The organism is Shewanella sp. K8 (assembly GCF_028823715.1).
Taxonomy (GTDB): domain Bacteria; phylum Pseudomonadota; class Gammaproteobacteria; order Enterobacterales; family Shewanellaceae; genus Shewanella; species Shewanella algae.
This window is the reverse complement of record NZ_JAPEHY010000011.1, coordinates 17,160-41,949: the sequence shown is the minus strand read 5'-3', so window position 1 is coordinate 41,949 and position 24,790 is coordinate 17,160. Positions and strand designations below refer to the sequence as shown.

Genomic DNA, 24,790 nt, shown 5'->3' with positions numbered 1-24,790 from the left:
CCTTCTTTCATATTAATGCAATGGAAAGCGAACATCAGAGCATGGGTACTATGGATGCCAGCAAAAGACCGCCCATCAACAGGTTAAAACCACGGGCGTAGTTGGGCGCCGTCAGCCAGCGACTCAACTGTTTGCCGATAAGGGTCCAGATACTGACAGACGGGACATTGACCAAGGCAAATATTACAGAGATCAGCAACAACTGCTGCCAACTGGCACTCGGGTTGTATAGACTCACCGCCGCCAGCGCCATGGACCATCCCTTGGGATTGAGCCACTGAAACAATGCCGCTTGGATAAAGGTCATGCTGCGATAACCTTCATTGGTATTTCCCGGACGACTCAAGGCGATTTTCAGCGCCAGATACACCATGTAAGCAATACAGAGCAAACTCAGTAACTGGTGCAACCAAGGATAGGCCTGAAACAAGCCGGTCACGCCGATCCCCACCAACAACAGCATCAGGCTGAACCCCAGCACTATCCCCAGCATATGCGGTAAGGTGCGAACAAAACCCACATTGGCACCTGAAGTCATCAACATGATGTTGTTGGGCCCTGGGGTCACGGTTGAAACAAAGGCAAACATCACCAAAGGCCATAGCAAATTAGGCTCCATTCTTGCTTTACTCCTGAAATAAACAGTCAGCAAATACTAGATGGATTGGGACGCAATTTTGTGCTTATATTTGCTCTTAAAGTGAAAAGTAAGCAATAAAACATCACCATGGATAGATTTGACGAAAGAATATTGCAAGGGCTACAGAGTGATGGCCGGATCTCCAATGTCGAGCTGGCCGAGCGGGTGGGATTATCTCCCTCTGCCACCCTGAGGCGGGTACAGGAACTGGAGCGAAAAAAACTGATCAAGGGCTACCGGGCCGTATTGGACAAGAGCCAACTGAACATAGGTTTTATTGCTTACGTCGCCATAGGCCTCAACAGTCACAGTAAACAATCCCAGTTGGGCTTTGAAGAGCATATCCGCTACGCCAAAGAAGTGATCGAGTGCCACAATATCACAGGCGCCAACGAATACCTGTTGCGGGTCGAGACCAAAGATCTCAGCAGTTATAAACGTTTTCATGCCGAAGTCCTCGGAGAATATCCTCAAGTCAAATCCATCACCACCATGGTGGTAATGGATTCACCGAAAGATCAACGTCAATAATTGTCTGCGATAAACCGCATGTCGCATGGTATTGCTGGCGACACTTTTTATCCTTGGGTACCATTGAGCAATAAAGAGGCGCCTGGACATGCCGGCGCCAGGGAAGATGGATACCTGAATGGAATTGAGATATGCGTTGCTGTGCTTGTTTTTGCTGCTAACCAGCCTAAAACTATTTGCATTAGAGCAGGTTAAGCTTCCCATTGTTGACATAGAACAAAGCAACGTCGCGCTTGATGAATTCAAAATCGGCTATTTTGTTGATGACAGCAAGAGCCTCGGTTTTGAGCAGGCAAGCCAGAAGCCTTTCGGCGTAACCAATAATGTCACCACCTTGGGCACCAATGCCAGGGTCACTTGGTTCAAGCTGATACTGCACAATAAGCTCTCGCAGGAAAAGCCGCTGTTTTTACACCTGCCCCATGCTTACCATGTGCAGCAAATCGACATCTATGAAGAAAGCGGCCAACAACTGCAACGACACGAGCAGTTGGATCTCGAACAGGCCGCCGACAACCCACTCATGTATCGGGGTACAGTCGTCTACCCATTGAAGCTGGCCCCAGATCAGATAACAACCCTGTATATTCGTAGCCACGCCTACTCCCATCAATGGTTTGCCATGACACTGATGGATGAGGAAAATTCGCGGCGGGCCCTGGTGAGCACTCACTATGATATTGCACTTATGGTGGGCATGTTGCTGGCACTGGTGTTCTACAACTGCCTGCTTTATTTCGCCACCAGTAAGAAAGAGAACATCTACTATTCGCTGTATCTGATCTCGGGTCTGGTGTGGATTGCCCTCTCCTATGGCTTAGTTGCCAGCGTGTTCAACGCCTACGGCTCGAGCGTCTTCATGCTCAATCTGTCGCTGATCACCATGCCGATTTTCCTGCTGCTGTTTATGACGGCCATCTTCGAGACCAGGCAGTTCTACCCCACAGAGCACAAGGCGTTGCAGCTGATGTTGCTGTTACTGCTGGCGACCCTGTTCTGGGGCTTATTTGATATCTCAGCAGCACTCAAACCCGCCAGTAGCCTGGCAGCACTCATGATGTTGGTGACCTTCTCTGTGAGTATCTCCCTCTATCGCAAGGGCAATCCACTGGTGAAGTACTTTCTGGTGGGCCACAGCTTCTTCGTGATCTTCAACGGCATAGCCGTGCTCTTCTACAAGGGCTTGATCTCTCCGAGCTATCTCAGCAGCCACGGAGTCGGCATAGGCATTATGCTGGAAGCCCTGACCCTGGCGTTTATCATCTCCTACAGGATCAAAATTCTTGAAGATATCCGCGCCTCGCAGGAAGAGCTCAAGCGCCAGGCGGCCACAGACCCTCTGACCAAACTCTATAACCGGCGCTATTTCTATTCTGAGGCCGACTATCAACTTAAGCTGGCCGGCCGCAATGGCGAAGCTATCTCTGTGCTTATTCTGGATATAGACAGTTTCAAGCAGATCAACGATAACTTTGGTCACCACTTGGGCGACAGGGTGATAGTCGCCCTGGCCAAATTATTGAAGCAACACTGCCAAGGAGCCGAGATGGCGGCCCGCTTCGGCGGTGAAGAGTTCGTGATCTTGCTGCCGGGAGCCCCACTAAACCAAGCCTTGCAGCGAGCCGAGCAGCTGCGCCTCAATGTCGAAGCGATGCAGCTAACCGCCGACACGGGAGACAAGATAAGTTGCACCATAAGCTTGGGCATCGCCGAGGTTGAAATTGCAACAGAATCGATAGAAGCGGCCGTAAAACGAGCCGACCGCGCGCTATACCAAGCCAAAAACAGTGGCCGCAATCGCATATGCGCCGACACGCCAGGGGCGCTAGAGAGCTTACCGGCTGCCGCTGACTCGGTTTGAAAAAAACCGGGGGAGCCTCGGCTCCCCACTGCTTAGAGCATGATGCCTGCAATAACCGCCGACAATAAGCTCACCAGAGTCGCCCCGTAAACCAGTTTGAGACCATAGCGGGATACTACAGCACCTTTTTCGGGGCTGAGCGCCTTCACCGCGCCGGCGATCATTCCAATTGAACTGAAGTTGGCAAAAGACACCAGGAACACCGACAACACTCCCGTGGTATGAGCCGACAAGGCCCCCTCTTTGACCATTTTGCTCATATCTATCATGGCGACAAACTCATTGGTTACCAACTTGGTGGCCATGATACTGCCTGCTTGCATCGCTTCGCTGGCAGGAATACCTATCAACCAGGCCAAGGGATAGAACACATAACCCAATACCTGTTGGAAACTGATACCGAACACCACCTCAAACAGATAGTTGACCAAAGCAATCAGGGCGATAAAGCCAATCAACATGGCCGCGACTATAACGGCAACGGTAAAACCGGCAATGATATATTCCCCCAGCATCTCGAAGAAACTGACCTTGCCACTACTCTTTTTATCGGCAGTCATCAGTTGGTCTGTGGTCGAATTATCCACTTCATAGGGGTTAATAATATTGAGCACCACAAAGGTACTGAACATATTCAGTATTAAGGCGGTCACCACAAAACGCGGCTCTATAAGCTGCATATAGGAACCGACAATCGACATGGATACTGTGGACATGGCTGTGGCAGATAGGGTGTACATCTGCTTGTCTGTCATGTGGGGAACCAGGTTCTTGATGGCAATGAAGTTCTCTGACTGGCCCACAATCATGGAGCTCACGGCATTGAATGACTCCAACTTTCCCATGCCGTTAATCTTACTGAGACAGATGCCTATCCCCTTGATGATCAAGGGCAGGACTCTCAAGTACTGCAATATACCTATCAAGGCAGAAATGAAAATAATCGGCATCAATACCATGAAGAAAAAGGTAAATCCCCCCTCATTGGTCACACTGCCAAATACAAAATCCGTCCCTTGCTTGGCAAACTCCAGTAACTTGGAGAAGGCGGCAGCAAAGCCTCCCACTATTGTCACCCCAACAGAAGAGTTCAACAGGAACCAAGCCAGCAACAATTCCACCAGCAGCAGTTGTATCACATAACGGATTTTTATCTGGCGCCAGTTATTAAGGTTAGCCAAGAGTGCCAAGCCAAGAATGGCCAACATACCTACAAAAAAATTTACATATTCCATAGCATCCACCTAACGCTGTTTTATTTTTAGCCACTCGAAATTTAATTCAGTAGAAACTGAATATGAGAGTGTTGTGATTTTAATAATCTTGAATAAGTTAAAAACAATGTGATCGGCAATAGTACAACAGTGAATTCAAGCAAATTCATGAATATTAATTAATAATAGATTATTAAATCTATTCATAGTGTTATCGATCAAGCTTGATAAGAGCAAGTTCAAAAAACAAACAATCTTCTTATTAGCAATAAAAAAACAAAATATATAGCAACAATTCAAAACACAAAACCAATCACAAAAGCCAACAACTGCAACCTGAAAACAAGCCATACCACCAAAAAACAACAAAAAACCGAAAAGCGAAAACGGATTAAACACAAAAATTAATCATGCTTTATATTCCACTTTTCACTTAAGTGTAAAAACCTACTCAAAGGAAAATACAAAATACCGATAATTAAAAGGTTAGAGAAAAACAACCATCATCAACGTAGATTAAAACCCATCAATAATTTAGCCACAGAACTCGGCAACAAGTGTTAATTCCACAAGAGCCAGAACAAACCACTTTCAAAAAGAAAAAGCCTCAATAAAATCCGGATAAAAATAGTGAGAGTGAAACAAAAACAAGATGAAAGGTTCAAGTCCGGCAATTAAACCCATAGCCTTATTGGTCATATCAATATTGGCAAGTTTTACGGCCAGTGCCGTCGAAATCTATGGCGATGAGAATAACCAGGTGATTGTAGGCGGTAGGTTGCAACTGCATGTGATCAACACCCAGGGAAAAACCGAGATGGCCAATGCCGGCTCCAGAGTACGCTTCGGCTTCGACCATAAGCTCAATAACGGCTGGGTCATAGACACCCTATTCGAATGGGGCGTCAACGCCGTTGGCAAAACCGATTTGGTATACAGCAGCGACAGTGCCTTACATGCCGAAAGTGACGATTTTCTCAGTAATAGATTGGGTTATGTCGGCTTCAGCCATGAAAACTATGGCCGCCTCTCCTTCGGTAAGCAATGGGGGGTATGGTACGACGTTGTCGGTGCCACCAACCAAGGCATGGTGTGGGATGGCAACGCTGCCGGAGTATTCAGCTATAACAAAGGCGATGGCGCAATCAATGGTGTCGGCCGCGGTGACAAAATCATGCAATACCGCAACAGCTGGGGAGCATTCGAGTTGGCTGTTCAGGCACAAATTAAAGATGAATTAACCAAACTCAAGGCCAGTGGTGACCCAATAAATCCTTTCCCTCCGGGTTCCATGTTGAATGACTCATTCCATGACACTCAAGTGCGAATGTACAACACCTACGGAGTTGCCCTTGGCTACCAGCTGGGCGGAGGTTGGAAACTCACCTTGGGTGGCAACACGGGTGATATAGATATCATACGTACCGGCCAACGGCAGCAACAAGAGACAGATTACATCTATGGCATGGGAGTCAGCTATGGTTGCTTTGGCTGTGACGGCCTGTTTGCAGCAGCCAACTACAATCACAACGCCTGGCACGATACCGATAACTTGGGGCGCATGTTGCCAAAATCCCAAGGTGTGGAAACTTGGATATCCTATCAATTTATCAATGGCCTGCGTCCATTCATCTCCTACAACATGCTCGATGCCGGTGCCGAATATGCCAGCGCCTATGGCGGCGATGAATTCAAGCGGCAGTTCGTATTTGCCGGATTGCATTATCAACTGGACCGCAGTGTGACCCTATTCCTGGAGGCTCGGAAAGACTGCAGTGAGATCCATTCCAGCCTCGCCGGCATGGCCGACTCAGAAGATGACGGCGCAGCCATAGGAGTGCAATACAACTTTTAGACCTGTTCTCCCTTTGCAGGTTTGCCCGTTTGACCAGCGGGCTTTTTTATTGCAATTGCTTCAGGGTTCCGCTTCCCAGTTGCCGCATCTGTTGCTGGATCCAGTCGGCGCGGCGGTTCATGTAAGCGCTGGGGGGATTGATTTGATATTGCCAGGGATTGGGCAACAAGGCGGCCAGCAAGGCTGCCTCGCGGGACGACAACTGGGCGGCGCTCTTATGAAAGTAGTGCTGCGCCGCCGCTTCGACGCCGTAGATCCCCGGGCCGAATTCGACAATATTCAGATACAACTCAAGGATCCTGGGCTTATCCAACACCAGCTCCAGAAGCAGGGTGAACCAAGCTTCGGCCCCCTTGCGAATAAAGCTGCGCGAAGACCACATAAACAGGTTCTTGGCGGTTTGCTGGCTCAAGGTGCTGGCGCCTCTGAGACGCTCCCCCTGGAGCTTTTCCTCTATGGCATTCTGAATCGCCTTGAGATCAAAACCGGAATGAAGGGCAAAACGCTGATCTTCACTGGCGATCACCGCCAGTTGCATATTGGCAGATATCTTAGTCAGCGGCTGCCATTGATGTTGCACCTGATGTTGTACCTGTTTGACCGGCGCAGGCGGAAACCAATAGCGTTCAATACGCCAACTCCACAGCGGTGGGTTAACAAACTTAAGGGTAATCACCATCAGCAGGGACAGTATCACCAGCCCCAACAGCAGTTTTATCAACCAGGCTGTCAGTCGCCTCAACCATCCTTTTTTCGCGGCCAAATTCGCTCCTGATAAATAAGCTCCCCCAAACTGAGTGAGCCTGGAAACCCTCTGTGAATAATAATTGAGTATTTTGCAAGGTGCGAACCCGGTCCGGAATGACAATCTGTAAGCTTATCCGGAACACCCGGGAGACTCAGTGGCACTTTTCTTTAGCCAGTGCCTATTAACCAGAGCCCTTAACCAGTGCCGATTACCAATGCCCGTTAGTCAGCGCCGAAGCGGCCGCGCTCAAGAAAACCCTGTACCGCCGCCAGCGTATCCTGATGCCAATGTATGGCCTTATGGCACAGGGGCAACACCATCCAATCATTAGCATCATCACAACGGGTGGACGCCAGGGATACCCGGCCATCGGACTCGCCGTCAATCAAGGTACCCAAGGGATCCTGAGTCCCACTGCCGGCGATGATCCCAAGATGAGCCTGACTATCCTCGCGCCAACTTGCCCAGCGCTGCCCCGGCAGCAGAGATTGCAGCGGCTGAAATAGCCTGGAATATCCCGGAAGCTTATCGGCCAGGCTCGCCAGTGGTGAACCATCATGGGGCGTGGCAATAAACACACTGTGGCCCAAATTGTCGGGCGGCTGCTCTGCCAGCAGTTGCCGGACGATTATGCCTCCCATACTGTGAGCCACAAAGTGCACCCTGGGATACTGCTGCCAATTCTGCTTATCCAGCGCCTGGCGCAATGTCGCTACCGCTTGTTGCAGTGAGCCGAAACGGGTGGGCAATCTGGGGCACAGGATACTGTATTGCCGGGCCAAGCCTTGGGCCAGAAACTCCATGTCGCGCTCATCTTTGTTGAAGCCATGAACCAGCACCACCAGAGCTTTGCTGTTATCCAGCCTCAAATTGGCTGGCTCTTGAGCCATTGCTGGAATGCCTGTTTGGGCATGGCACCGGCCTGTTGGGCTATCACTCGGCCATTTTTGAACAGCATTATGGTCGGAATGGAGCGGATCCCATACTGAGCCGCCAGCGCTTGCTGAGCCTCGGTATCCAGCTTGCCGAAACGAAACTCCGGCTCCAGCTCGGCGGCACTCTGCTCGAATATGGGGGCAAACTGTTTGCAGGGGCCACACCAGCTGGCCCAGAAATCCACCACCAACGGCAGCTCTGACTTGTGGGCATGGTTGGCAAAGTTGGCGCCGGTCAGCTCAAAGGGTTTGCCCTGAAATAAAGGCTGCTTACAGTGACCGCACTTAGGGCCTTGAGACAGCCGTTCTTCCGGCACCCGGTTCATTCCAGCGCACTGGGGACAAGCAATCAACATAGAACTCTCCTCTCAAGCGGCGTTATCGCCGCACATTGTGAGATATGGGGATGACTCACGCCAGGCTCAAGCCAGTCGACTCAAACCAGATGAGGCTGCAACGCGGCCAACACCTGGGGATAATCGGCCTGATTATCCAAGGTCAGACTCAGATAGCCATCGCCGCGAAAGGCCCGGTCCAGCTCCAGCAAGATATGGGTTTGCTTTCCGGCCGGTACCAGGGTGAGCTCCACTTCACGCAAAAGGCGGATCCCAAGCCCTGCGGGTACAAACTCCAACTCTTGATAGCAGCCTGAACCACTGCGAAACCCAGAGGTGTTGATATAGCCTTGCTCGACATCGGCTTTTTTAAGGACAAAGCCCAGCTCCTCCATGGCCTGCAGCAGGTGCAGCAACAGCTGGGTAGGCTGGATCTGCAGCAGATCCTGATCGCCCGGATCTATGGCGTAATCTATCGCCAGCCCGGTTTGCAGCCAGACCCGGCATTGATTGTTACGCACGGGCAACTCGGTAAATGGGGTCTCAGGATGCAACTGACCGATGAAAGGCAGTTCTCTCTCCTCTCCGGCCTGAAGTTCAAAGCCCTCGCTGATGCGCCAGCTGGCCAGGCAATGATTGATAAAGTGGCTGCTGTCGCCATCACTGACCTTAACCCGGGTCATTAGGGCCAGCTCCAGGCCGGCAATACTTTGGCTTACCTCGCCGCCTTTGAGCACGATTCTGGCTTCAAAGGTTTGCCCGGGTTGCAGGCTGGCATTGAGCAAGCGGGTATCTACACTGGCACCACCAACGCCAATTGCGGCAAGCAGTTTCTTAAACATCCTCTGTTCCTGTTTACTTAATAGACCTTGCCGCATTTAAGCCCCTTTTCCCCATAGAGTAAAGGGCACCAGGGGTTAACCCAAGACGGCAACAGCACAGATAGCGGTGGTTGAAAAAAGATTAGGAACAAAAAAGGGAGCCACGCCCCCTTTGTTCTTTGTTGATCATGCCTGGTTAACCAAAGTGGCCTGAGTTACCAGACTCTGGCCACCAAACCTTTGAGATAAAAGCCTTCCGGGAAAGCGCCACCTATGGGGTGATCCGAAGCCTGTGACAGGCGCTCGATAAACTGCAACTCGCGCTTTGCATCCAACGCCGCATCGGCCACTATCTTCTGGAACAGATCCGCCTGCATCAGCCCCGAGCAGGAGAAAGTCAACAGAGTGCCGCCCGGCTGCAACAGCTGCATGGCGATCATATTGATATCTTTATAACCGCGGCAGGCACCGTTGAGTTGCGCCTTGTTATCGGCAAACTTGGGCGGATCCAGCACTATGACATCAAACTTACGCCCTTCATCGCGATATTGTCTGAGCAGCTTGAAGACGTCGGCCTCATGGTAATGCACATGGCTGTCGTCCAGTTGATTGAGTGCCATGTTCTGCTTCGCCGTGTCCAGCGCCAGCTTGGAAACATCGACATTCTCAATACTGGCGGCGCCGCCCTTGGCGGCATAGAGGCCAAAAGTGCCTGTATAACAGAAGCAGTTGAGCACAGACTGACCCTTGACGAAACGGGCAGCCATGGCACGATTGTCACGCTGATCCAGATAGAAACCCGTCTTGTGACCCTTGGTCACATCCACGGCGATCTTGATACCGTTTTCCTCTATCACCACAGGCATGGCCGGCAATTCGCCATGCAGCAGGCCGGTAACCAGCTCCAGGCCCTCTTTTTTACGTGACTCGACATCGGAGCGCTCGTAGATGGCGCAGTCCGGGTAGAGCTCAGAGAGCACAGAGACCAATGTATCGCGCCAATAGTCGGCGCCGGCCGACAGCAACTGGCACACAAGCACATTGGCATACTTGTCTATGGTGATCCCGGGCAAACCGTCCGACTCGGCGGCAATAAGGCGGTAACCCGTAAGCCCCTGCTCGGCAATCAGGGCATCACGTCCCTTTTGGGCCCGCACTATGCGGCGTTTGAAGAACTCCCTGTCTATCTCTTCATCACGATTGAAGCTCCAAATCCGCACCTGGATCTGCGACTCCGGCGACCAGGAGCCCCGCCCCAGCCAGCGGCCATCATGGGCAACAACTTCAACCGTTTCGCCCATTTGTGGTTTGCCTTTGATATTGTGAATGCCGCTGGAAAAGACCCAGGGGTGATGCCGCAGCAGGGATTTTTCCCGGCCGGGTCTAAGTTTGATTTTGAGTACCATGATGCGCCTGTCTGGAGTGTCGGCAACCGGGTCCTGATGACCCGACTGACTTTTCAAGGGGCGAATAATAGCCTAAAAGTCGGCTCACCACAGGAGTTTTCGACAACTTTTTCGCGCGTTTTTGGGACTTTCGGCCGTTTGATTAGCCCACTTGAGTGCAGCGTCAGGGATGGCGTAAACGGACTTCTGCCAGTATTGGTGTATGGTCGCTCGCCTGTGCATCCTGCTCAAACTGCGGCCGCAGCAGATGCTTGTCATAAACCCGATAATCCACCACTTCTGCCAGGCTATGCTGGCTACGGGCATCAAACTCCTGACTCAACAACAGATAGTCGACCACACTGCCTTGAGAGCCGTGAAAATGGGTCACGGGGCGAGTCACTGTCACTTGCCCGCAGGCTGGCTCAGAGACTTCTCGCCAGAGCTGCCAGGCGTCAAGCAGCTGAAAATGTGCCAGTTGCAGTTTCAACCTTTCATCAGGCAAGCCGTGGAGGCCTGCAGCGCGAATATCCCCGTTGTAGAGCTGCCCGGCGCCCACCAATAGGCCCTTGAGTTCACTGGAATCTATGCCGGCGTTGAAATCCCCCATCAGCACCACAGCGTTGTCGCTTTGCCGGCGCCGCTTGAGTATCGCCTGATACAACAACATGGCCTCACTGCCACGCTGCAAAGCGGCTGACCACCGTCCCAGCGCACTCTCGGCAAGCAGCCCGGCGGCACCTTGCAACTCGACTGCGCCCTTGGGCAACTTGTTGCGAGGTGATTTGAAATGCACCACATAGGTATCACAGTGGCCGATCCCAGGCAGCATCAAGGTGGCTCTCAGTATCTGACGACTGCTTTGAAACTCATCCTTGAGTCCCAGTGAAAATGCCAGTTCGGCATCCAGCGCTACCGCCGCCAAGGAAACAATCGGAAAACGGCTTGCCAGAGCCACCACACTCTTGCGGGCAATAAAGCCTTCTATGACCGGCGAATCCACCAGCGCAAAGTGGGCAAGGCCGGCAGCCTGACACAATTCGCGTAGCGGCTCGGGGCTGAATACCTCCTGCCAACCCACCAGATCTGGCTGCGCCTGCTGCAGCCAGCGGGCTATCCAGTCGCACTTTTGTTGCCACTGTCCTTGGGTATAGATGTTGTTGAACTCATGAAACGCCAGCGGCGGCATGGCAAAGTTGAACAGATTCAGGCTGGCGATGCGGATATTGGAAGACATGAAAAGCGTTGCGGCTCCGGTAACTCTGCTGAGTGATAGTGTTGATATTAAGCCGCTGCTGGGATTTGTCCAATAGCGCCCAAAAAACAACCTTACGGCTACCCCTTCCACCCCAATAGCCCAACAAATAAACAACATACCGCCGCTATTTGTGACTCAAAAACCCTGTTTGACAGGCTTTTTCAATCTCCCGCTTGACTTGTTTGGTTTCGACCATACAATCGCCGCTGAATTAACCATACGGAGACCCACTGTGGACACACACATAGGTGACAGTAGATGCCCTGTCAGTCAGACAGGATTATTTGCCCGGCACTAGTCTGCAGCTTCGCAAACTACTGCCAGGCCTGGCAGTAGCGTAGTAAAGAATCCCTTTTCCGTTACTCCCCATTAAAAACCTTTTGAACTTTGCATGCGCGAGCATACCGCAGCGATCCCCTGTGGCTGTCAGCTTAATGCGCTTGCACCAACACAGGTTTGCTTCGGGTAGCCTTGCTGCCCCATCTACGACCTTGAGTGTTCCCCCACACAGGAGGAACAAGCATGAAACTCAGATATACCAATGCGCTGCTGCTGGGCGGCCTGCTCTGGCATGGACAACTGCATGCCGGCATTCAGTTGCTGGAAGATCCCGATATTGCCGCTGCCACAGAGCTCGCTGTCGACTGGCAACGACAAGCGGGCAACAACGGCTTTGCCCTGGGGCTCAACCAAGCCGTCTTTGGCGGCGAGTTGGCGCTGGAACTGCAAACAGACAACCGGGATGCCCCCTGGGACAGGCATGAGAGCCGCGGCTGGCAACTCGGCTACAAACAACCGCTGGCCACAAACGGCTTATCTCAGGCTCTGGCACTGGCACTGGAGCTGGGGCGTCATCACAGAGATGGCTGGCAGGGGCACGCCCTGTTCAGTAGCGATCTGCCGATTGCCACCCAAGGCTTCTTTGTGCGCAACAACTTAGGGCTGAGCCTGGAGTCGGGTGAAGGCCCGGCGATGATTTTTGGCCTGGGAGCCGGCTTCAAAGTTCAGCAGCAAACCCTGCTGTTCGAAAACCAGTATCTGGGCCAAGGCGACTATGGCTACCAGCTACTCTGGCAAAACCAACCCAGCGCCCGTTGGCAGTGGCAATTGGGTTATGGCAATCAGTATGGCGGTGGCGCCCGCCAATTTGGCGCCGGCATACAATTTTTCTTTTCTTGATAGCTCATTGGGAGAATGACCTATGAACAGCAACAACATCATACTCAACCTGCACCTTATTCTGGCCAACAAAGACGCCAAGGCGATGCAGATGCTGGCATCCGAGCTGCACCCGGCGGACATAGCCGCCGTGCTGCCGGCTTTCGACAGCCAGCAAACGGCCTCAATACTGACCCTGTGCCAGCCCAAAACCGCGGCGGCGCTGCTGCGATATCTGTCCCATCAGCAGCAAAAGCTGCTGGCGGAAGCACTGGATCATCAAACCCTTGGGAAAATTATCATGGAGATGGCGGCGGACGAGCGCGCCGACCTCTACAACGAGTTGGAGATTGAGCAGCAGGCCCTGCTGCTGCCGACACTGGCCAAGGCGGAGCGCGAGGACATGCGTACCCTGGCGGCCTATGATGACTCCAAGGTTGGCTCCATTATGACCTCTGACTATGCCCTGCTGCGGGTCAATCAAACCGCAGAAGAGGCCATAGACAGCCTGAGGAAAGTGGCAGCGGATCTGGAAACCATTTACCAGACCTATGTGGTGGATGAGCGCGGACGCCTGATAGGCAATGTGTCGCTGCGTCAGCTCATCATCGCGCCGCCCAAGGCGTTGGTGAAAGACTTTATGAAAGAGCAGACCATTGCCATAGAAGCGGAAGCCTTCAAAGAAGAAGCGGCGCAGATGATAGCCCACTATGATCTGCTGGCGCTGCCCGTGGTCAACGGCAACGACCAACTGGTCGGCATAGTCACTTATGATGATGCCATGGATGTGGCCAGTGCCCAGGCCGATGCCGAATTCAGCAAACACGGCGCCGTGGGGCAGTTGGCATGCTCTTTCAAGGAAGCCAGCATTGGCATGCTCTATCGTAAGCGAGTCTTTTGGCTGGTGTTGCTGGTGTTCGGTAATGTGTTTTCCGGCACAGGGATCGCCTACTTTGAAGATACCATCACAGCCTATGTTGCCCTGGTGTTCTTCTTGCCACTGCTCATCGGCAGCAGTGGCAACGCCGGTTCGCAGTCTGCCACCTTGATGGTCAGGGCGCTGGCCACCGGGGAGGTCGTCCTCAAAGACTGGCTGTCGCTACTGGCCAAAGAGCTATTTGTAGCCGGCTTGCTGGGCGCCACCATGGCCATTGCGGTATTTACCCTGGGTTATTGGCGCGGCGGTGATATCGCCCTGGTGGTCGCCCTGACTATGCAACTTGTGGTGATTATCGGCAGCCTGATAGGCATGTCCCTGCCCTTCTTGCTGAGCAAGCTCAAGTTGGATCCGGCCTCGGCCAGCGCGCCGCTGGTGACTTCGATAGCCGATATCATAGGTGTCATCGTCTACTTCAATGTCGCCACCGCTATTTTGGATTTTCCGCCTGTCAGTGGTTAATTGACCTTGGCACAACCTATGCTGAAACCAAGCCAGGTTGTGCCATCCCCAAACGGCTTAACTCCACTCTTCGACAACTTTAATGCCGTGTTTTTCGGCTGCCGCAATAAAACCTGCGCTCAGGTTGTTAAGGTCAGTAGTGGTGATCAATTTAAGATTGGGAAGCAGGCTTAAGTCTTCAGCCGCGATATCCTTCACCGCCAATATGCTGTCGCCGCATCCGGGATCCCAATAAGGATTGATATTGTAATAGACCTCAGCCCCACCGGATAAACCATCGTCCTGATAGAGCTCGGTTACCTTTGCCAGTTCCGTATCGGCAATATCCAGCGCCTGATAAAAATCTATCACCTGTGGTATCTCCCCGGCATCATTGCGCTCAATTTCGCCACCACAATACTCTGCGGCAAACTCCGCCAATGAAAACTTGGGCGAAAGCGAGTGTTGTCTATACATAAGTTCTTCAATAACCAGCAACTTCAACCCGAAATCTTTAAAACTATTCACCACAGTTGACGCGGGGGCAAACTTTTTCGGGCCTTTGGCAAAGCGATTGGCCTCGAGCAGTAGCTCAGACAGCTGTCTGGCCTTGTCATTGATGGCAGCATATTGCCCGGCAACTCGGCAAGCAAAATCATAAAACTTCCTGGACACAGCCAACTTGCGAACTGCCTCCTGGCGATTGAGGCTAATAAACTCCGGATAATGATGCTCAATATACTCGGCCTGTTGCTTATAATATTTTTTATCCGACTTGCTCCTTAACACCTTGGCAAGTCTATGATTCAATTCAATTAGCTCTGCCTGGCTGCGCATTTCCACATCAAGAGGCTCAATGAGCAAACGTTCAATAAGATAGCCGAGTTCAGATGCATCCCAGCTCTCTTTGAAGGAGATAACTTTCTCAAAGACTTTCAAAGAGTGCTTATACAAAAAGCCTTTGTATTCACCGGCCGCCAGCATATCTCTGGCAATATCGGCTATTGCAGGACAACGTCTATAGATGTCACGATTGAGCATACAGGCGTATATCACCCTCGCATAAAGGCTCTCGGCTTGCGGATGACAGGAGATACACCCCAGCGCCAGGGAACAATCAAGGTTAGGGTACAACTCCAGCATTTTTACTACAGTCGGAGCTATCGAGGCGCGGGTCTGTGGGTCAGCATAGCCATGATAGAAATAAAGCTGGCACAGGGTTAGGGCCAGCTCTACCGAGCTGAAGTTAGATTTGGGATCAGCGATAAGCTCACACTCCCCTCGGTCCAGGAGAGTATTGGTAACGGCGATAATCTCAGGGGATTTGGCAGAGATGATGCTTGAAGCAATGGATATTTTTGATGAGCACAGGGCAACGGCAACCTTGGCACACAATTCGGCTTCAGCTTGATTGCTCCAATCAGTCGTTTTCAAGAGAAAAACAAACTTATCCAGGCAAGGCTTCACATTGTTCCCCGACCAGATTTTTCTGGCTCTATCCAGAGCAGACTTGTTACGGAACTTGGCCTCGGCCACTAACTTGAAACCTTCCTCTATTGCTTCCATGCGCACCACACTACCTCCCATACTCGTGTGAAAAAGACGAAATAACGGCACAGATGCCTGCATCGGCAGGCTCTGTCACTGCGAGATGTTACCGGAAAACTCTGCTTCAGAGGAAATCGAGTAAACAATGGGCAACCTCAAAGATTTACCTTTGCAAACTTTGCAGTAAAGCAAGAGAGTGGGATAATCCCCGTCGGCCATTTCGCTGACAAGCCCAACCTAGGCAGGCTCAGCGGGATAAATCACTGGACAGGCCTCTAGGCCGCCATGACAGGGAAATATATGCAAGGTATTGCACAGTGGCAAAGCGCCCAACCCACCGACGAAGTACAACGCTATCTCAATCGACTCGACGACTATGACGCTCCTTATATGCTGATTATCCAGCTGAATACTGAGGTGGCCGCGTCAATCGAGATACTCAATACACTCATTACTGAATTTGAGCTCGACGCCGAATGTGTCGAAAAGCTCAGCGATTCAATGCTTTTCTTAGCGCTTGAGTATTTATCCGGCGACGATGAAGCCGGGCAGATACAGTCATTTGCCCGGGAGTTTCAGACCCGGCTCACAGCCCTTGGCATACTCAGCCACGGCGCCATAGTGCACCACAACTGTCTGGGCCAAGCAGAGCAGAGCTTTCGCGACTGTTTGTCACTGGTCAAACGAATCATTGACGATGCAGCAAACCAAAGCGAGCTGGCCATCATGGATTTCGGTGATAACAGCCCCAGGTTCATAAAGTAAAAACGACTCCAAATGGCGCTAGTGATAGGGGCAATCTCTCACACTTGCTGTCCCTTTTGTCCGGTTTATCAATGGACTTAGACCCTTTAGTGTAATCACGCCCGCAAGGCGGTGATGCAGTTACAACATCAAGAGACTAATCAATGGAACATTTCACGGAAGACAGCCGCAGCTTAGGCGGTGCGCTCAAGGATCACATTCTCAACCAGGATCTGGTGGCTATCAGCCAAATTGTCAGCACAGACAATGTCGATCACAGCCTGGTTCAGGACGGACTTCGCCAATGTAGGCCACTGGACTTTGTGCTGGAACAGGCCGATCCCAAGTTTGACAGAGTCGTCCAGCACCTATTAAAACTGGGCGCCGGTATTCGTCACTTGTTGGATAAAGAGCGTAAACCCAATCATCTGCTGCAACGAGCGCTGCGCTCGGCAGAGATGGTGCAGATGCTCAGCGAGCAAGAGGTTAATCTCAATATACTGTGGCAGGGTGAATTTAACCTCTTGTCATTGGCCACCTGCCGCGGTGACTATCGTATGGTCAAGGCGGTGTTGGAACAGCAACTGCCGCTTTTGGATGATGAATGTTTCTTCTGGCACTGCTTCAGTCGTAACCCGGTGCTGGAGCAACAAACTGTGCAGTTACTGCTGTCTCACGGCATTGAATATCAAGGCAGTGAAGAGCGCGAATATTGTGATTCACTGCTGTTTCAGCTGTTCAACTCTCCCATGCCAGAACTGAAAATACTCTCCATTTTCAATATGTTAACTGAACAGCAATACGACTGTGACTTAGAGCGACGTTACTCTGGTAACACCTTGCTGGCGATGACGATAAAGAATGGTCAACGCCTATTGCTGACTCGCCTGGTAGAACTGGGAGCGGATATCAGCCACCATCAGCCGGAAGTGGCGCGCATGCTGCTGAACAAGGAGAAGCTGCAGTCCCGTCTGGTACTGGATGACAGCCTGGATCTGTTTTCTGCCGATGCCGCCGAGGTTGAGCGTTATCTGACAACCCAAGCAGATTTCACTGGCAAGTCGGTTATCGGCCCGATCCTGTGTCACACCAACCTGTCATCCAGCCAACGCTGCCGATTTGCCGAGTTGGCCATTGCCAAGGGCGCCGATGTCAACCAGGCATTCGCTTTCACCACGGCCGGTGGCACCGAACTCTTCTGCACGCCTCTTTATGCCTTGTGTTCCATGGAGCAGGACAGACTGGATGAAGTCGCCCTGTTGCTGCGCCACGGCGCCGTGGATCCAGTTGAGAATCGCAGTGCCCTGTTTCTGACTATCAGCCAGGCCAGGCTCGAACTGCTCAAGGTATTGTTGCAAGGTGGCATCAACCCCAACTTTGCTCTGCGCGGCGAGCCGGTGAATGAAAACTGCCGTATGGATGATGAAATGTGGGTAAGCCATTTCTATCCAAGCCATCTCAGGGTTAAGCCCAACCCGGCACAAAAGCGTGCCATGTTCAGCATGCTGCAGGAGGCAGGGCTCAGCAGCCTGCTGCAGACAGATTCCGCATGGACCGCTCTGGATATCGCCTTGCTTCGCAGAGATCATGAGTTTGTGCAGCAGATGCTGGGCGAAGGTTTCCAGCCGCCCTTGAGCCCAAATACCCTTAACTGGGCGTTCGAATACTGCAGTGACCTGGCCACGCTGGAAACCTTAATTGCCTTGAGTGATACCCAGGTTGAAGTCACAGAGGAGATGGTCTCAGGTTATTTCCACTGTTTCGCCAACAAACCGGAGGAAACCTCTCAGGATCGCGAAGCCATTTTTGAACTCTTGCTGCGTCTGGGATTGGATCTGCAACGGCAATATGACGGAGGTTCACTGCTGGAGCTGGCGATACGCACCCGCAACGAGCCTGTAATACGGCGCCTGTTGCAGCTGAGACAGCAATTCCAGATCCCGGCCGATGCGGTCGCCTGGGCGGTACACTCACTGCAAAGTCCACAACTTGTGGGCGATATCGTTGCCCTGTTCCCGGATTTTGAACTGGCCGATGTGCATCAGAGCTTCTCCGGCAACCACAAAGCCCCAGCAACGGCAATTACCCTGGCACTGCATAAAAAACGCTGGTCTTTGGCGCAATATCTGTTGCAACGTTTCCCGACTATCCGCGCCTGGACCGAGGTGCGTTGGCTAACCGAAGATGTACTGTGGGAGCTTGAAGAGGACGGCCTGGAACTGTTCCAGCTTCTGATAGAGCGCGAACAGGATCTGGATCGCCTCTGTTTTGATGGCAATGATGCCTGTCGTTGGAGCCTGTTGTATTTCCTCTGTTTCCGCTACGCCAAGCTCAAACAACACAAACAACTCTATCTCAGTGCGGTGGAAATTCTGCTGGAGGCGGGAGCCGCTGTGGATCAGCCCTACTCTCTGGATGTGGAGCGCACGCCAACCAAGCCGGATATCACCCATATTTTCTCCTGCATTCTCTACGATGCGGAAAACGACTTTGAATACTGCCGCCCGATGTTTGATCTGCTGATCGACTATGGTGTCGACCCGACAGTGCCCGTGGGACAGTTCCACGAATCCGGGGTGATGAGCACGGTTCAGAGATATCATTCTATTATCAACGAAGAAACCAGTCTCAAGTTTGTCCGCTATCTGTGGCAAAGAACCGGATTCAACATCCATGAAGTCAACAATCTGGGCAATAACCTGATCTTTGCCGCCGCCATGCCGGGACGCTCGGAACTGCTGCGCTGGTTTGCCGAGCACGGTGCTGACATTCATCATGTCGGCGGCTTCGATCATTCCAATGCCATGCATAAATGTTTGTCCAACTATTCGGACATCAATCCAATCGATCGCGCCAAGACTGTGGCTGCCCTGTTGGATCTCGGAATGGACATAGAGGTACTGGATCCGGATCCCGACTCCAGGGCAACGCCGCTGATGACGGCCTGCACCTTTGGTATTCAATCCTGTATCGACCTTTTGTTGAGCCGCGGGGCCAATATCAATGCCGTCTCGCCTTTGGGCGACACCCCACTGCTGGCGGCCATCACCAGCCAGTACTGTTACGATGCCCACTCTTCTGTCGAAGCCAGCAAGAAGGGGCTGGTCACTCAACTGGTGCAACAGGGAGCCAAGATCAATCAACTGACGCCCGGGCGCAGCCATCCCTTGCTCGAGGCCGCCTTCGCCGATCGCCCCGGGATCTTCGAGTGCTTGCTGGAGCTCGGGGCCGATCCCTGGATGCTGGATCCTAATCTCAAGTCAGAATCCTCGGGCAGCATAGGCTTTGTCAAACCGCAAACCCCGGATGCCGATGGCATGAATCCATTGGGCTTTCTGTTGATGCATGGTGAAAAGGCCAGACAATATCTGCAAATCATTGCCCGTTACTATGGTGATGACGTCATAGTCTCGGCGATTGCAGACCTTGAAGCCATGCGGCCACCGGTTTGCCCGGCGCAGGCAGCGGCCAAACTGGCGGAGCTTCAGCAGCCAAAACCACAGCCATCCCAAACACCTCAGGCGCCGGGGGCCGAAATTGAGCCAAGTCTTACCTTTAAAGATAACGAAACCCGGCTCAAATTCCGTCGCATCATCCGCCAATCGGTTACCTTGCAGGGTATCAGCGTTAGTCTGGATCTGGCATTTGAGGAAACCCGCGCCCTGGGCGCGGCCATCGAGGCCCAGTGCCCTGGTGCCAATATGAATAACCCCGTCAACTGGCAACGCTTTATCTGTGCCGTGTTCAATCAAAGAGCACCTGAGCTGGCGCAAGCGCTGCAGGCCAAGGATGATGAAGGTCTATGTGTCTTCGAGGTAGAGCCCGCCAAGGTATCAAGCCTGACTCAGATGCAGGCCTTGGGGCAGTTGTTCCGAGAACTGTTTGCCACCCCGAGAGCTGTGCTGGGCGCCCTCGAGGAAGTACAGCATAAGATTGAATGGCAAGCCGCCAGCGCCGCAACTTCAGCCGAGGACAAGACCACGGAAGATTCTGCACAAGCCCCTGATGAGGCCGTACCATTGGATCTTCGCGATCTGTACCAGATCATGGCCAACTTCGGTTTTGTTAACGTGATCTTCAAGCTGAACTCGACCACGATGAAACAGCTAGCCGCCAGCGTGCAAAGCCTGCTGCCACTGGAGATGAACGCCGAAGACTGGAGCAGGATCATCCAGGCCATCTGCCAAAACCAATTTGGCGAACAGACAGATCTCATCTCCTTTGAGGCCATAGGCAACTACTTCCGGGTGGTGCTTGAGGATGAACCCGGGGTCAAACATGAGCTGGTGAAAAACTTCCGTCAACTGCTGCGGCAACTGTTCCACACAGAGCAGAGCTTCATGCAACAGGTAATGGCCGTACGCCAGCATCTACCGACCGAGGCCTGACTTGAAGGCCATCAACTGGCTGCTGTATGCCCTGCTGATGTTGCTTAGCCTACCGGTAGTTGCACGCTACTACTTGCCGGCCAAACTGGCAGGGCTCAAAGCCACCTGGATTTGTCGGCGCCATTTCGGCGCCGACCTCAGAGTGAGTGACTGCCGCCCCTTTTCTGTCGGCGGCGAGTTGGTGCCCCGTAAGGGGCGCTACAATCTGGAGCTCTACAGCCAAACTCTGGGTGAATACCTGAATCTGTACCAGCTTAAACGCGAAGAGATATCGGTTGAGCGCTTGTCGCAGGCGCGGGCAAAACAGCGGCAGCAGGCCCAAGCCGAGCGGGCGAGGCTCAAAGAGCTGTCCGATCTGCTCGGCGGCCCACTGTGGCTGTTTCGTCATCTTCGCGCCAACGAGCTCCACCAGCAGCAACTCTTGCTGGTGATGCCACCGGAAGGGAGCGAGACCCTGACACCTTGGCTGCAACGCTTGACCCGTCTACTGCTGGATAACCCAGATTGCTGTGCTTATTTGATACCCAAGGAGCGGCAAGCCAACTTGGCAAGCGAGTTGGCGCCGACCTTGCTGCCTGAGCGGCTCGGGGACAATGTCCGCCTCAAATTGGGCCTCAAGGAGCGCAAATTAAATTCGGCTCTGGCGCCATATCAACTGTTTGAGGCGCGGGCTTGCCTCAAAATTTATCGACCAAGGAAGTTTGGCAAGCTGCAGCCGGAAACACAGGGAATAGTGCCCCAAACGCTGTCTTTGGACAGCGAGCTTCTGAGCCGGGCCTTTCCCTCTCTGGTCTTCAGGCCACTGCCGCAAAACCGCCAAGAAAATTGAATTTGACCATCAATAACTTACACCAACCAAGAGGGACCTATGCCTACAACCTTTATATCCAGTCACAGACTGGGCAATGAAGCTTGCCCCGAAGATTTGGCCTTCCTGCTTAAACATTGCCGAGACTGGCTTGAAAGCGAGCTGTTCGTCCGCTTTCCTGAAGATGAAGATTGGGCGCCGTGGGAGGATACCAGTTACCTGAATGAAGATGACTGGGCCGACCCCGAAATAGCCGCCAACGTTAAAGCCATAAGTGATACCTGCAAGCACATCGCCTTTGTGGCCGAACTGCCCGATGGTGAGTACCTGGGTTACTGGCGCGGTGAAGCCAAGCGCCCGATAGCCGAGAGCCCGCTGGTCAAATACAGCAATGACGGCTGCTTCAGCCTCTGGGGCACGAGTATGCTGCAGGCATTGCATTTCGACATGGAAGAAGCACTCTTGGATGAACTGCGGAAAATCGCCGAGCGGGCAGGATGGCAACTGAGCCAAGCCCACTTGAGCGACTACTGCGAGAGCGAAGCGCCGGACAGCCCGGATGAGTTCCATCAGGCCAGATATCAATTCCATCGGCAGCATCCCTGAGCAGGGAAACAACCTTCTGAGCCGGCAGGCGTCAAAAAGCAAGAACTAAAAAAACAAGGACAGCCCTGAGCTGTTGTGTCTCAGCCCTGAGCTGTCCTTGTTGCTATGAGCTTAGTTCGCGTTTTTAGCCATTCACACCAATAACCAAACTAATCAGAGAGCTCATCTGCCAGCAAAAACGGATTTACCGTAGTAGCATGAAAGCCTTTTGCGTTTAACTTGGCATCCAAAGCCATAGAGGCAATATCGTCCGCAACCGCATCCATCCTGGGATCTAGGTTCATAAACAGCATCTTGCTGTAGCCGTGGCAATCATCGCAGCTTTCAATGCGAACCGGCGTCTGATATTTGTCAAACGACCACAAACTCATCTCTTTTGCTTGATTGCAACTGCTGCAATGCGCCCGAATAAAATGCCATTGTGTTTCACACAAACTGCAGTGCAAATAACGCAGGCCTTCACGGGGTTTATCAACCACCACACTGGCTACCGGATGGCTGCCACACACAGGACACATGGATTGCTGTTTAATCTCAGTGGTATCCATACGGCTGGCTACGGCCGCTGCCCAATGACTCCAATAAACAGATAACGCAGCCCACAAAAACAAGCGGTATTCTGCCGGTACCTGGCTGAATCGGCCATCCAACAGGCTGCCTGCCCACTGTTGCAGTTGCTCGGGTGTTTGACGCATCAACTGCCGTATCACTTGCGCCACATTGGTAGGCACAGTATCCAGCAGTTCACTGAGCAGTTGTTGCAACAGTGCTATCCAGTAGCCATTTTTCTGGATCCCGCGCAGTGGCATAGTGGCGCCGGTGTCGATATCCGGTGCCGGCCCCATTAGGGTGTCGCATAGTTTATGCTGCACCAACACCATGGAGCGACACAGCGCCAAATAATCTTCCAGCGAAGAATCCTTGGCAAGCTCGGCCAAGCGCTCCGCGCGGCGTAGGTAAACCTCTTTGGGATCGGCCGTGATCAGCACTTTCAAAGCCAAAGGGGAGCTGTCGGTAAAACTTGATGGGATCTCGCCGGCAAGACTCATGGTCAGTTATCCTCGTGTTCGTTCAACATGGCCGGATGGTGTTTGCGGGCCCAGGCCTTCGACACTTTGCCGTACAACATGCCAGTGATAGAACCTTCAATCCAACAAGCCATCCATACATGCACCACCAAGGCTATAAGCATCAGGATGCCGCAGGCCGAGTGGATCAAGGTGGCCCAGTTCACCGCTTCGGCAGAGAACATAGGAGCAAAGTAGGGCTGCCACATCATGAAGCCGGTGACGATAAACGCCAACACGAAAACCACAAACGAGCGGAACAACATCTTTTGGCCAGGGTTGTAATGACCAACTGGAGGAATGTTTTCCTCTTTCTGAAGCAAAACCCACACAATGGCCTTCATCCACGGCAGATCATACCGGTTCCATTTGTTGTGGTTGTAGTAGCGCAGCAGCATCACTGCCAGCAGCACACACATAGCTATGCCAAAGAAGGGATGCATCACTTTCGCCAGTTGTGGCGTACCCACTATGCCACTCAGCCACTGAAACGATGGAAAGAAGAAGGCAAACCCGGTCAGGAAGGTGACCAGGCCCACAAAGACAATGACCCAATGGCAGATCCGGTCAATGAGCTTATGACGAACAATCATCGGCTGGTTACTCATTGTTTTTCCTCCTCTGCTTCGGTGACAGGCTCTGCATATCCGGGCTGATCTTCCTCAACGATATTGCGACCCACGGTAATCCTGTGCAGCAAGGCAATACCCGCTGTGGCCAACAGGCCGGCAGCGCCCAAAGGCTTCAACCAGTCCTGGCGGATTTCGGTTGCAACCGGTACCCGAGGTTCTATCGGCATGCCATAGGTTTCTGGCTTATTGATATTGTGCAGAATCATCATGTAGTGACTGCCGCCAACCCCTTCAGGGTTGTACAGGCCGGCGTTGGCATAACCCCGCTCTTTCAACTGTGCGACCCGCTTTTCTGCGTAGAACAACATGTCTTCGCGGGTTCCAAATCGCAGAGCCCCTGTGGTACAGGTCTTCACGCATGACGGCTCCAAACCCACGGCGATCCGGTCTGAACACAGAGTACACTTATAGGCCTTGTTATCCTTTGCGCTCACTTTGGGCACATTGAATGGACAAGCGCTGGCACAATAACCACAGCCGATACACTTGTCAGAATCAAAGTCCACTGTGCCGTTGGCATGCTGCACTATGGCCCCGGCGGTTGAGCAAGCTTTCAAACAAGCCGGGTCGGCACAATGCATACAGGCGGTATGGGTAAACTGCCAACGCAGTTGGTTGTCATCCACAACTTCGTGATATTGCATTATGTTCCAGCTGTCCGGAGACAGAGTCATAGGATTCTGGTAACTGCCCTGGAAAGTACCAACGTCTTCACGCAGGTCGTTCCACTCTGAACAGGCAACCTGACAAGCCTTACAGCCGGTACATTTGGTCGCGTCAAACAGCTTGGTCACTTGTTGTACCGCACCGATGCGGGCATGAGCGGCCGGAGTGATATCTGCGGTACCCGAGCGGCGAATAATATCCTGAGAAGCCAT

Annotated in this window: 21 protein-coding genes; 9 read left to right on the top strand and 12 right to left on the bottom strand. The window is 52.5% G+C overall.

What is annotated here, in order from left to right; genetic code table 11:
- Positions 1 to 34 precede the first annotated feature (34 nt).
- Positions 35 to 619, bottom strand: a complete 585-nt coding sequence (locus ON072_RS07975) for a LysE family translocator (protein WP_028781108.1) — start codon at positions 617 to 619, stop codon at positions 35 to 37.
- Between the two features lie 108 nt (positions 620 to 727).
- On the opposite strand from ON072_RS07975, the gene ON072_RS07970 reads away from it, so the two are divergent.
- Together ON072_RS07970 and ON072_RS07965 are read left to right on the top strand one after the other, a co-directional pair.
- Entirely contained in the window at positions 728 to 1,171 is a 444-nt protein-coding gene (locus tag ON072_RS07970; RefSeq protein ID WP_025011267.1) for an Lrp/AsnC family transcriptional regulator, read from the top strand.
- 118 nt (positions 1,172 to 1,289) lie between these two features.
- Entirely contained in the window at positions 1,290 to 3,032 is a 1,743-nt protein-coding gene (locus ON072_RS07965; protein WP_261753118.1) for a sensor domain-containing diguanylate cyclase, read from the top strand.
- Positions 3,033 to 3,064: 32 nt separating this feature from the next.
- On the opposite strand, the gene ON072_RS07960 is transcribed toward ON072_RS07965, so the two are convergent.
- Positions 3,065 to 4,267: a NupC/NupG family nucleoside CNT transporter gene (locus ON072_RS07960; RefSeq protein ID WP_028781105.1), complete on the bottom strand. Its 1,203-nt coding sequence runs from the start codon at positions 4,265 to 4,267 to the stop codon at positions 3,065 to 3,067.
- A 631-nt stretch (positions 4,268 to 4,898) separates the two neighbouring features.
- On the opposite strand from ON072_RS07960, the gene ON072_RS07955 reads away from it, so the two are divergent.
- On the top strand, positions 4,899 to 6,101 hold the full coding sequence (locus tag ON072_RS07955; protein WP_045284007.1) for a porin: 1,203 nt from the start codon (positions 4,899 to 4,901) through the stop codon (positions 6,099 to 6,101).
- A gap of 46 nt (positions 6,102 to 6,147) precedes the next feature.
- On the opposite strand, the gene mtgA is transcribed toward ON072_RS07955, so the two are convergent.
- The 6 genes from mtgA to ON072_RS07925 all read right to left on the bottom strand — a co-directional run bounded on the left by mtgA (position 6,148) and on the right by ON072_RS07925 (position 11,562).
- The gene (mtgA, locus tag ON072_RS07950) at positions 6,148 to 6,864 is read right to left on the bottom strand and encodes a monofunctional biosynthetic peptidoglycan transglycosylase (RefSeq protein WP_037475400.1); all 717 of its coding nucleotides are present in this window, start codon (positions 6,862 to 6,864) and stop codon (positions 6,148 to 6,150) included.
- Positions 6,865 to 7,070: 206 nt separating this feature from the next.
- Complete coding sequence (locus ON072_RS07945) at positions 7,071 to 7,739, bottom strand: lipase family alpha/beta hydrolase (protein WP_144224926.1); 669 nt, start codon at positions 7,737 to 7,739, stop codon at positions 7,071 to 7,073.
- Positions 7,715 to 8,140: a thioredoxin TrxC gene (trxC, locus tag ON072_RS07940; RefSeq protein ID WP_028781103.1), complete on the bottom strand. Its 426-nt coding sequence runs from the start codon at positions 8,138 to 8,140 to the stop codon at positions 7,715 to 7,717. The genes ON072_RS07945 and trxC overlap by 25 nt, the downstream gene beginning before the upstream one ends.
- Positions 8,141 to 8,220: 80 nt before the next feature.
- On the bottom strand, positions 8,221 to 8,961 hold the full coding sequence (locus ON072_RS07935) for a sporulation protein (protein WP_028781102.1): 741 nt from the start codon (positions 8,959 to 8,961) through the stop codon (positions 8,221 to 8,223).
- Positions 8,962 to 9,155: 194 nt separating this feature from the next.
- A complete protein-coding gene (locus ON072_RS07930; RefSeq protein ID WP_025011273.1) occupies positions 9,156 to 10,346 on the bottom strand; it encodes a class I SAM-dependent rRNA methyltransferase in 1,191 nt (396 codons plus the stop codon).
- 163 nt (positions 10,347 to 10,509) lie between these two features.
- Positions 10,510 to 11,562, bottom strand: coding sequence for an endonuclease/exonuclease/phosphatase family protein (locus ON072_RS07925; RefSeq protein WP_052657933.1), 1,053 nt, complete (start codon positions 11,560 to 11,562; stop codon positions 10,510 to 10,512).
- Between the two features lie 543 nt (positions 11,563 to 12,105).
- On the opposite strand from ON072_RS07925, the gene ON072_RS07920 reads away from it, so the two are divergent.
- Both ON072_RS07920 and mgtE read left to right on the top strand, forming a co-directional pair.
- Entirely contained in the window at positions 12,106 to 12,762 is a 657-nt protein-coding gene (locus ON072_RS07920) for a hypothetical protein (protein WP_144224928.1), read from the top strand.
- Between the two features lie 22 nt (positions 12,763 to 12,784).
- Positions 12,785 to 14,140: a magnesium transporter gene (gene mgtE / locus ON072_RS07915; RefSeq protein WP_144224929.1), complete on the top strand. Its 1,356-nt coding sequence runs from the start codon at positions 12,785 to 12,787 to the stop codon at positions 14,138 to 14,140.
- Positions 14,141 to 14,197: 57 nt separating this feature from the next.
- Here the strand turns inward: mgtE and ON072_RS07910 are convergent, their stop codons facing one another.
- On the bottom strand, positions 14,198 to 15,685 hold the full coding sequence (locus tag ON072_RS07910; protein ID WP_274626019.1) for a DUF6892 domain-containing protein: 1,488 nt from the start codon (positions 15,683 to 15,685) through the stop codon (positions 14,198 to 14,200).
- Positions 15,686 to 15,967: 282 nt separating this feature from the next.
- Here ON072_RS07910 and ON072_RS07905 point away from each other — a divergent pair, with 282 nt between their 5' ends.
- The 4 genes from ON072_RS07905 (at position 15,968) to ON072_RS07890 (ending at position 22,213) form a co-directional block, all read left to right on the top strand.
- A complete protein-coding gene (locus tag ON072_RS07905) occupies positions 15,968 to 16,432 on the top strand; it encodes a hypothetical protein (protein WP_096141968.1) in 465 nt (154 codons plus the stop codon).
- A 143-nt stretch (positions 16,433 to 16,575) separates the two neighbouring features.
- Complete coding sequence (locus tag ON072_RS07900; protein ID WP_274626018.1) at positions 16,576 to 20,799, top strand: ankyrin repeat domain-containing protein; 4,224 nt, start codon at positions 16,576 to 16,578, stop codon at positions 20,797 to 20,799.
- Position 20,800: 1 nt separating this feature from the next.
- Positions 20,801 to 21,628 carry a hypothetical protein gene (locus ON072_RS07895; RefSeq protein ID WP_025011282.1) on the top strand — a complete coding sequence of 276 codons (828 nt, stop codon included), beginning with the start codon at positions 20,801 to 20,803 and terminating at the stop codon, positions 21,626 to 21,628.
- Between the two features lie 39 nt (positions 21,629 to 21,667).
- A complete protein-coding gene (locus ON072_RS07890; protein ID WP_274626017.1) occupies positions 21,668 to 22,213 on the top strand; it encodes a hypothetical protein in 546 nt (181 codons plus the stop codon).
- A gap of 149 nt (positions 22,214 to 22,362) precedes the next feature.
- Here the strand turns inward: ON072_RS07890 and fdhE are convergent, their stop codons facing one another.
- From fdhE to fdxH, 3 genes are read right to left on the bottom strand one after another with little or no spacing between them, the layout of a single operon-like run.
- Positions 22,363 to 23,262, bottom strand: a complete 900-nt coding sequence (gene fdhE / locus ON072_RS07885) for a formate dehydrogenase accessory protein FdhE (protein WP_208185135.1) — start codon at positions 23,260 to 23,262, stop codon at positions 22,363 to 22,365.
- A 2-nt stretch (positions 23,263 to 23,264) separates the two neighbouring features.
- Positions 23,265 to 23,888 carry a formate dehydrogenase subunit gamma gene (locus ON072_RS07880; RefSeq protein WP_028781091.1) on the bottom strand — a complete coding sequence of 208 codons (624 nt, stop codon included), beginning with the start codon at positions 23,886 to 23,888 and terminating at the stop codon, positions 23,265 to 23,267.
- Positions 23,885 to 24,790, bottom strand: a complete 906-nt coding sequence (gene fdxH / locus ON072_RS07875) for a formate dehydrogenase subunit beta (RefSeq protein ID WP_274626016.1) — start codon at positions 24,788 to 24,790, stop codon at positions 23,885 to 23,887. Before fdxH ends, ON072_RS07880 begins: the two co-directional genes overlap by 4 nt.

Bases quoted from the DNA above. Each gene is read 5' to 3' on its own strand.
- ON072_RS07975 (WP_028781108.1), bottom strand. From the start codon at position 619: ATGGAGCCTAATTTGCTATGGCCTTTGGTGATGTTTGCCTTTGTTTCA.
- ON072_RS07970 (WP_025011267.1), top strand. From the start codon at position 728: ATGGATAGATTTGACGAAAGAATATTGCAAGGGCTACAGAGTGATGGC.
- ON072_RS07965 (WP_261753118.1), top strand. From the start codon at position 1,290: ATGGAATTGAGATATGCGTTGCTGTGCTTGTTTTTGCTGCTAACCAGC.
- ON072_RS07960 (WP_028781105.1), bottom strand. From the start codon at position 4,267: ATGGAATATGTAAATTTTTTTGTAGGTATGTTGGCCATTCTTGGCTTG.
- ON072_RS07955 (WP_045284007.1), top strand. From the start codon at position 4,899: ATGAAAGGTTCAAGTCCGGCAATTAAACCCATAGCCTTATTGGTCATA.
- ON072_RS07945 (WP_144224926.1), bottom strand. From the start codon at position 7,739: ATGGCTCAAGAGCCAGCCAATTTGAGGCTGGATAACAGCAAAGCTCTG.
- trxC (WP_028781103.1), bottom strand. From the start codon at position 8,140: ATGTTGATTGCTTGTCCCCAGTGCGCTGGAATGAACCGGGTGCCGGAA.
- ON072_RS07935 (WP_028781102.1), bottom strand. From the start codon at position 8,961: ATGTTTAAGAAACTGCTTGCCGCAATTGGCGTTGGTGGTGCCAGTGTA.
- ON072_RS07930 (WP_025011273.1), bottom strand. From the start codon at position 10,346: ATGGTACTCAAAATCAAACTTAGACCCGGCCGGGAAAAATCCCTGCTG.
- ON072_RS07925 (WP_052657933.1), bottom strand. From the start codon at position 11,562: ATGTCTTCCAATATCCGCATCGCCAGCCTGAATCTGTTCAACTTTGCC.
- ON072_RS07920 (WP_144224928.1), top strand. From the start codon at position 12,106: ATGAAACTCAGATATACCAATGCGCTGCTGCTGGGCGGCCTGCTCTGG.
- mgtE (WP_144224929.1), top strand. From the start codon at position 12,785: ATGAACAGCAACAACATCATACTCAACCTGCACCTTATTCTGGCCAAC.
- ON072_RS07910 (WP_274626019.1), bottom strand. From the start codon at position 15,685: ATGGAAGCAATAGAGGAAGGTTTCAAGTTAGTGGCCGAGGCCAAGTTC.
- ON072_RS07905 (WP_096141968.1), top strand. From the start codon at position 15,968: ATGCAAGGTATTGCACAGTGGCAAAGCGCCCAACCCACCGACGAAGTA.
- ON072_RS07900 (WP_274626018.1), top strand. From the start codon at position 16,576: ATGGAACATTTCACGGAAGACAGCCGCAGCTTAGGCGGTGCGCTCAAG.
- ON072_RS07890 (WP_274626017.1), top strand. From the start codon at position 21,668: ATGCCTACAACCTTTATATCCAGTCACAGACTGGGCAATGAAGCTTGC.
- fdhE (WP_208185135.1), bottom strand. From the start codon at position 23,262: ATGAGTCTTGCCGGCGAGATCCCATCAAGTTTTACCGACAGCTCCCCT.
- ON072_RS07880 (WP_028781091.1), bottom strand. From the start codon at position 23,888: ATGAGTAACCAGCCGATGATTGTTCGTCATAAGCTCATTGACCGGATC.
- fdxH (WP_274626016.1), bottom strand. From the start codon at position 24,790: ATGGCTTCTCAGGATATTATTCGCCGCTCGGGTACCGCAGATATCACT.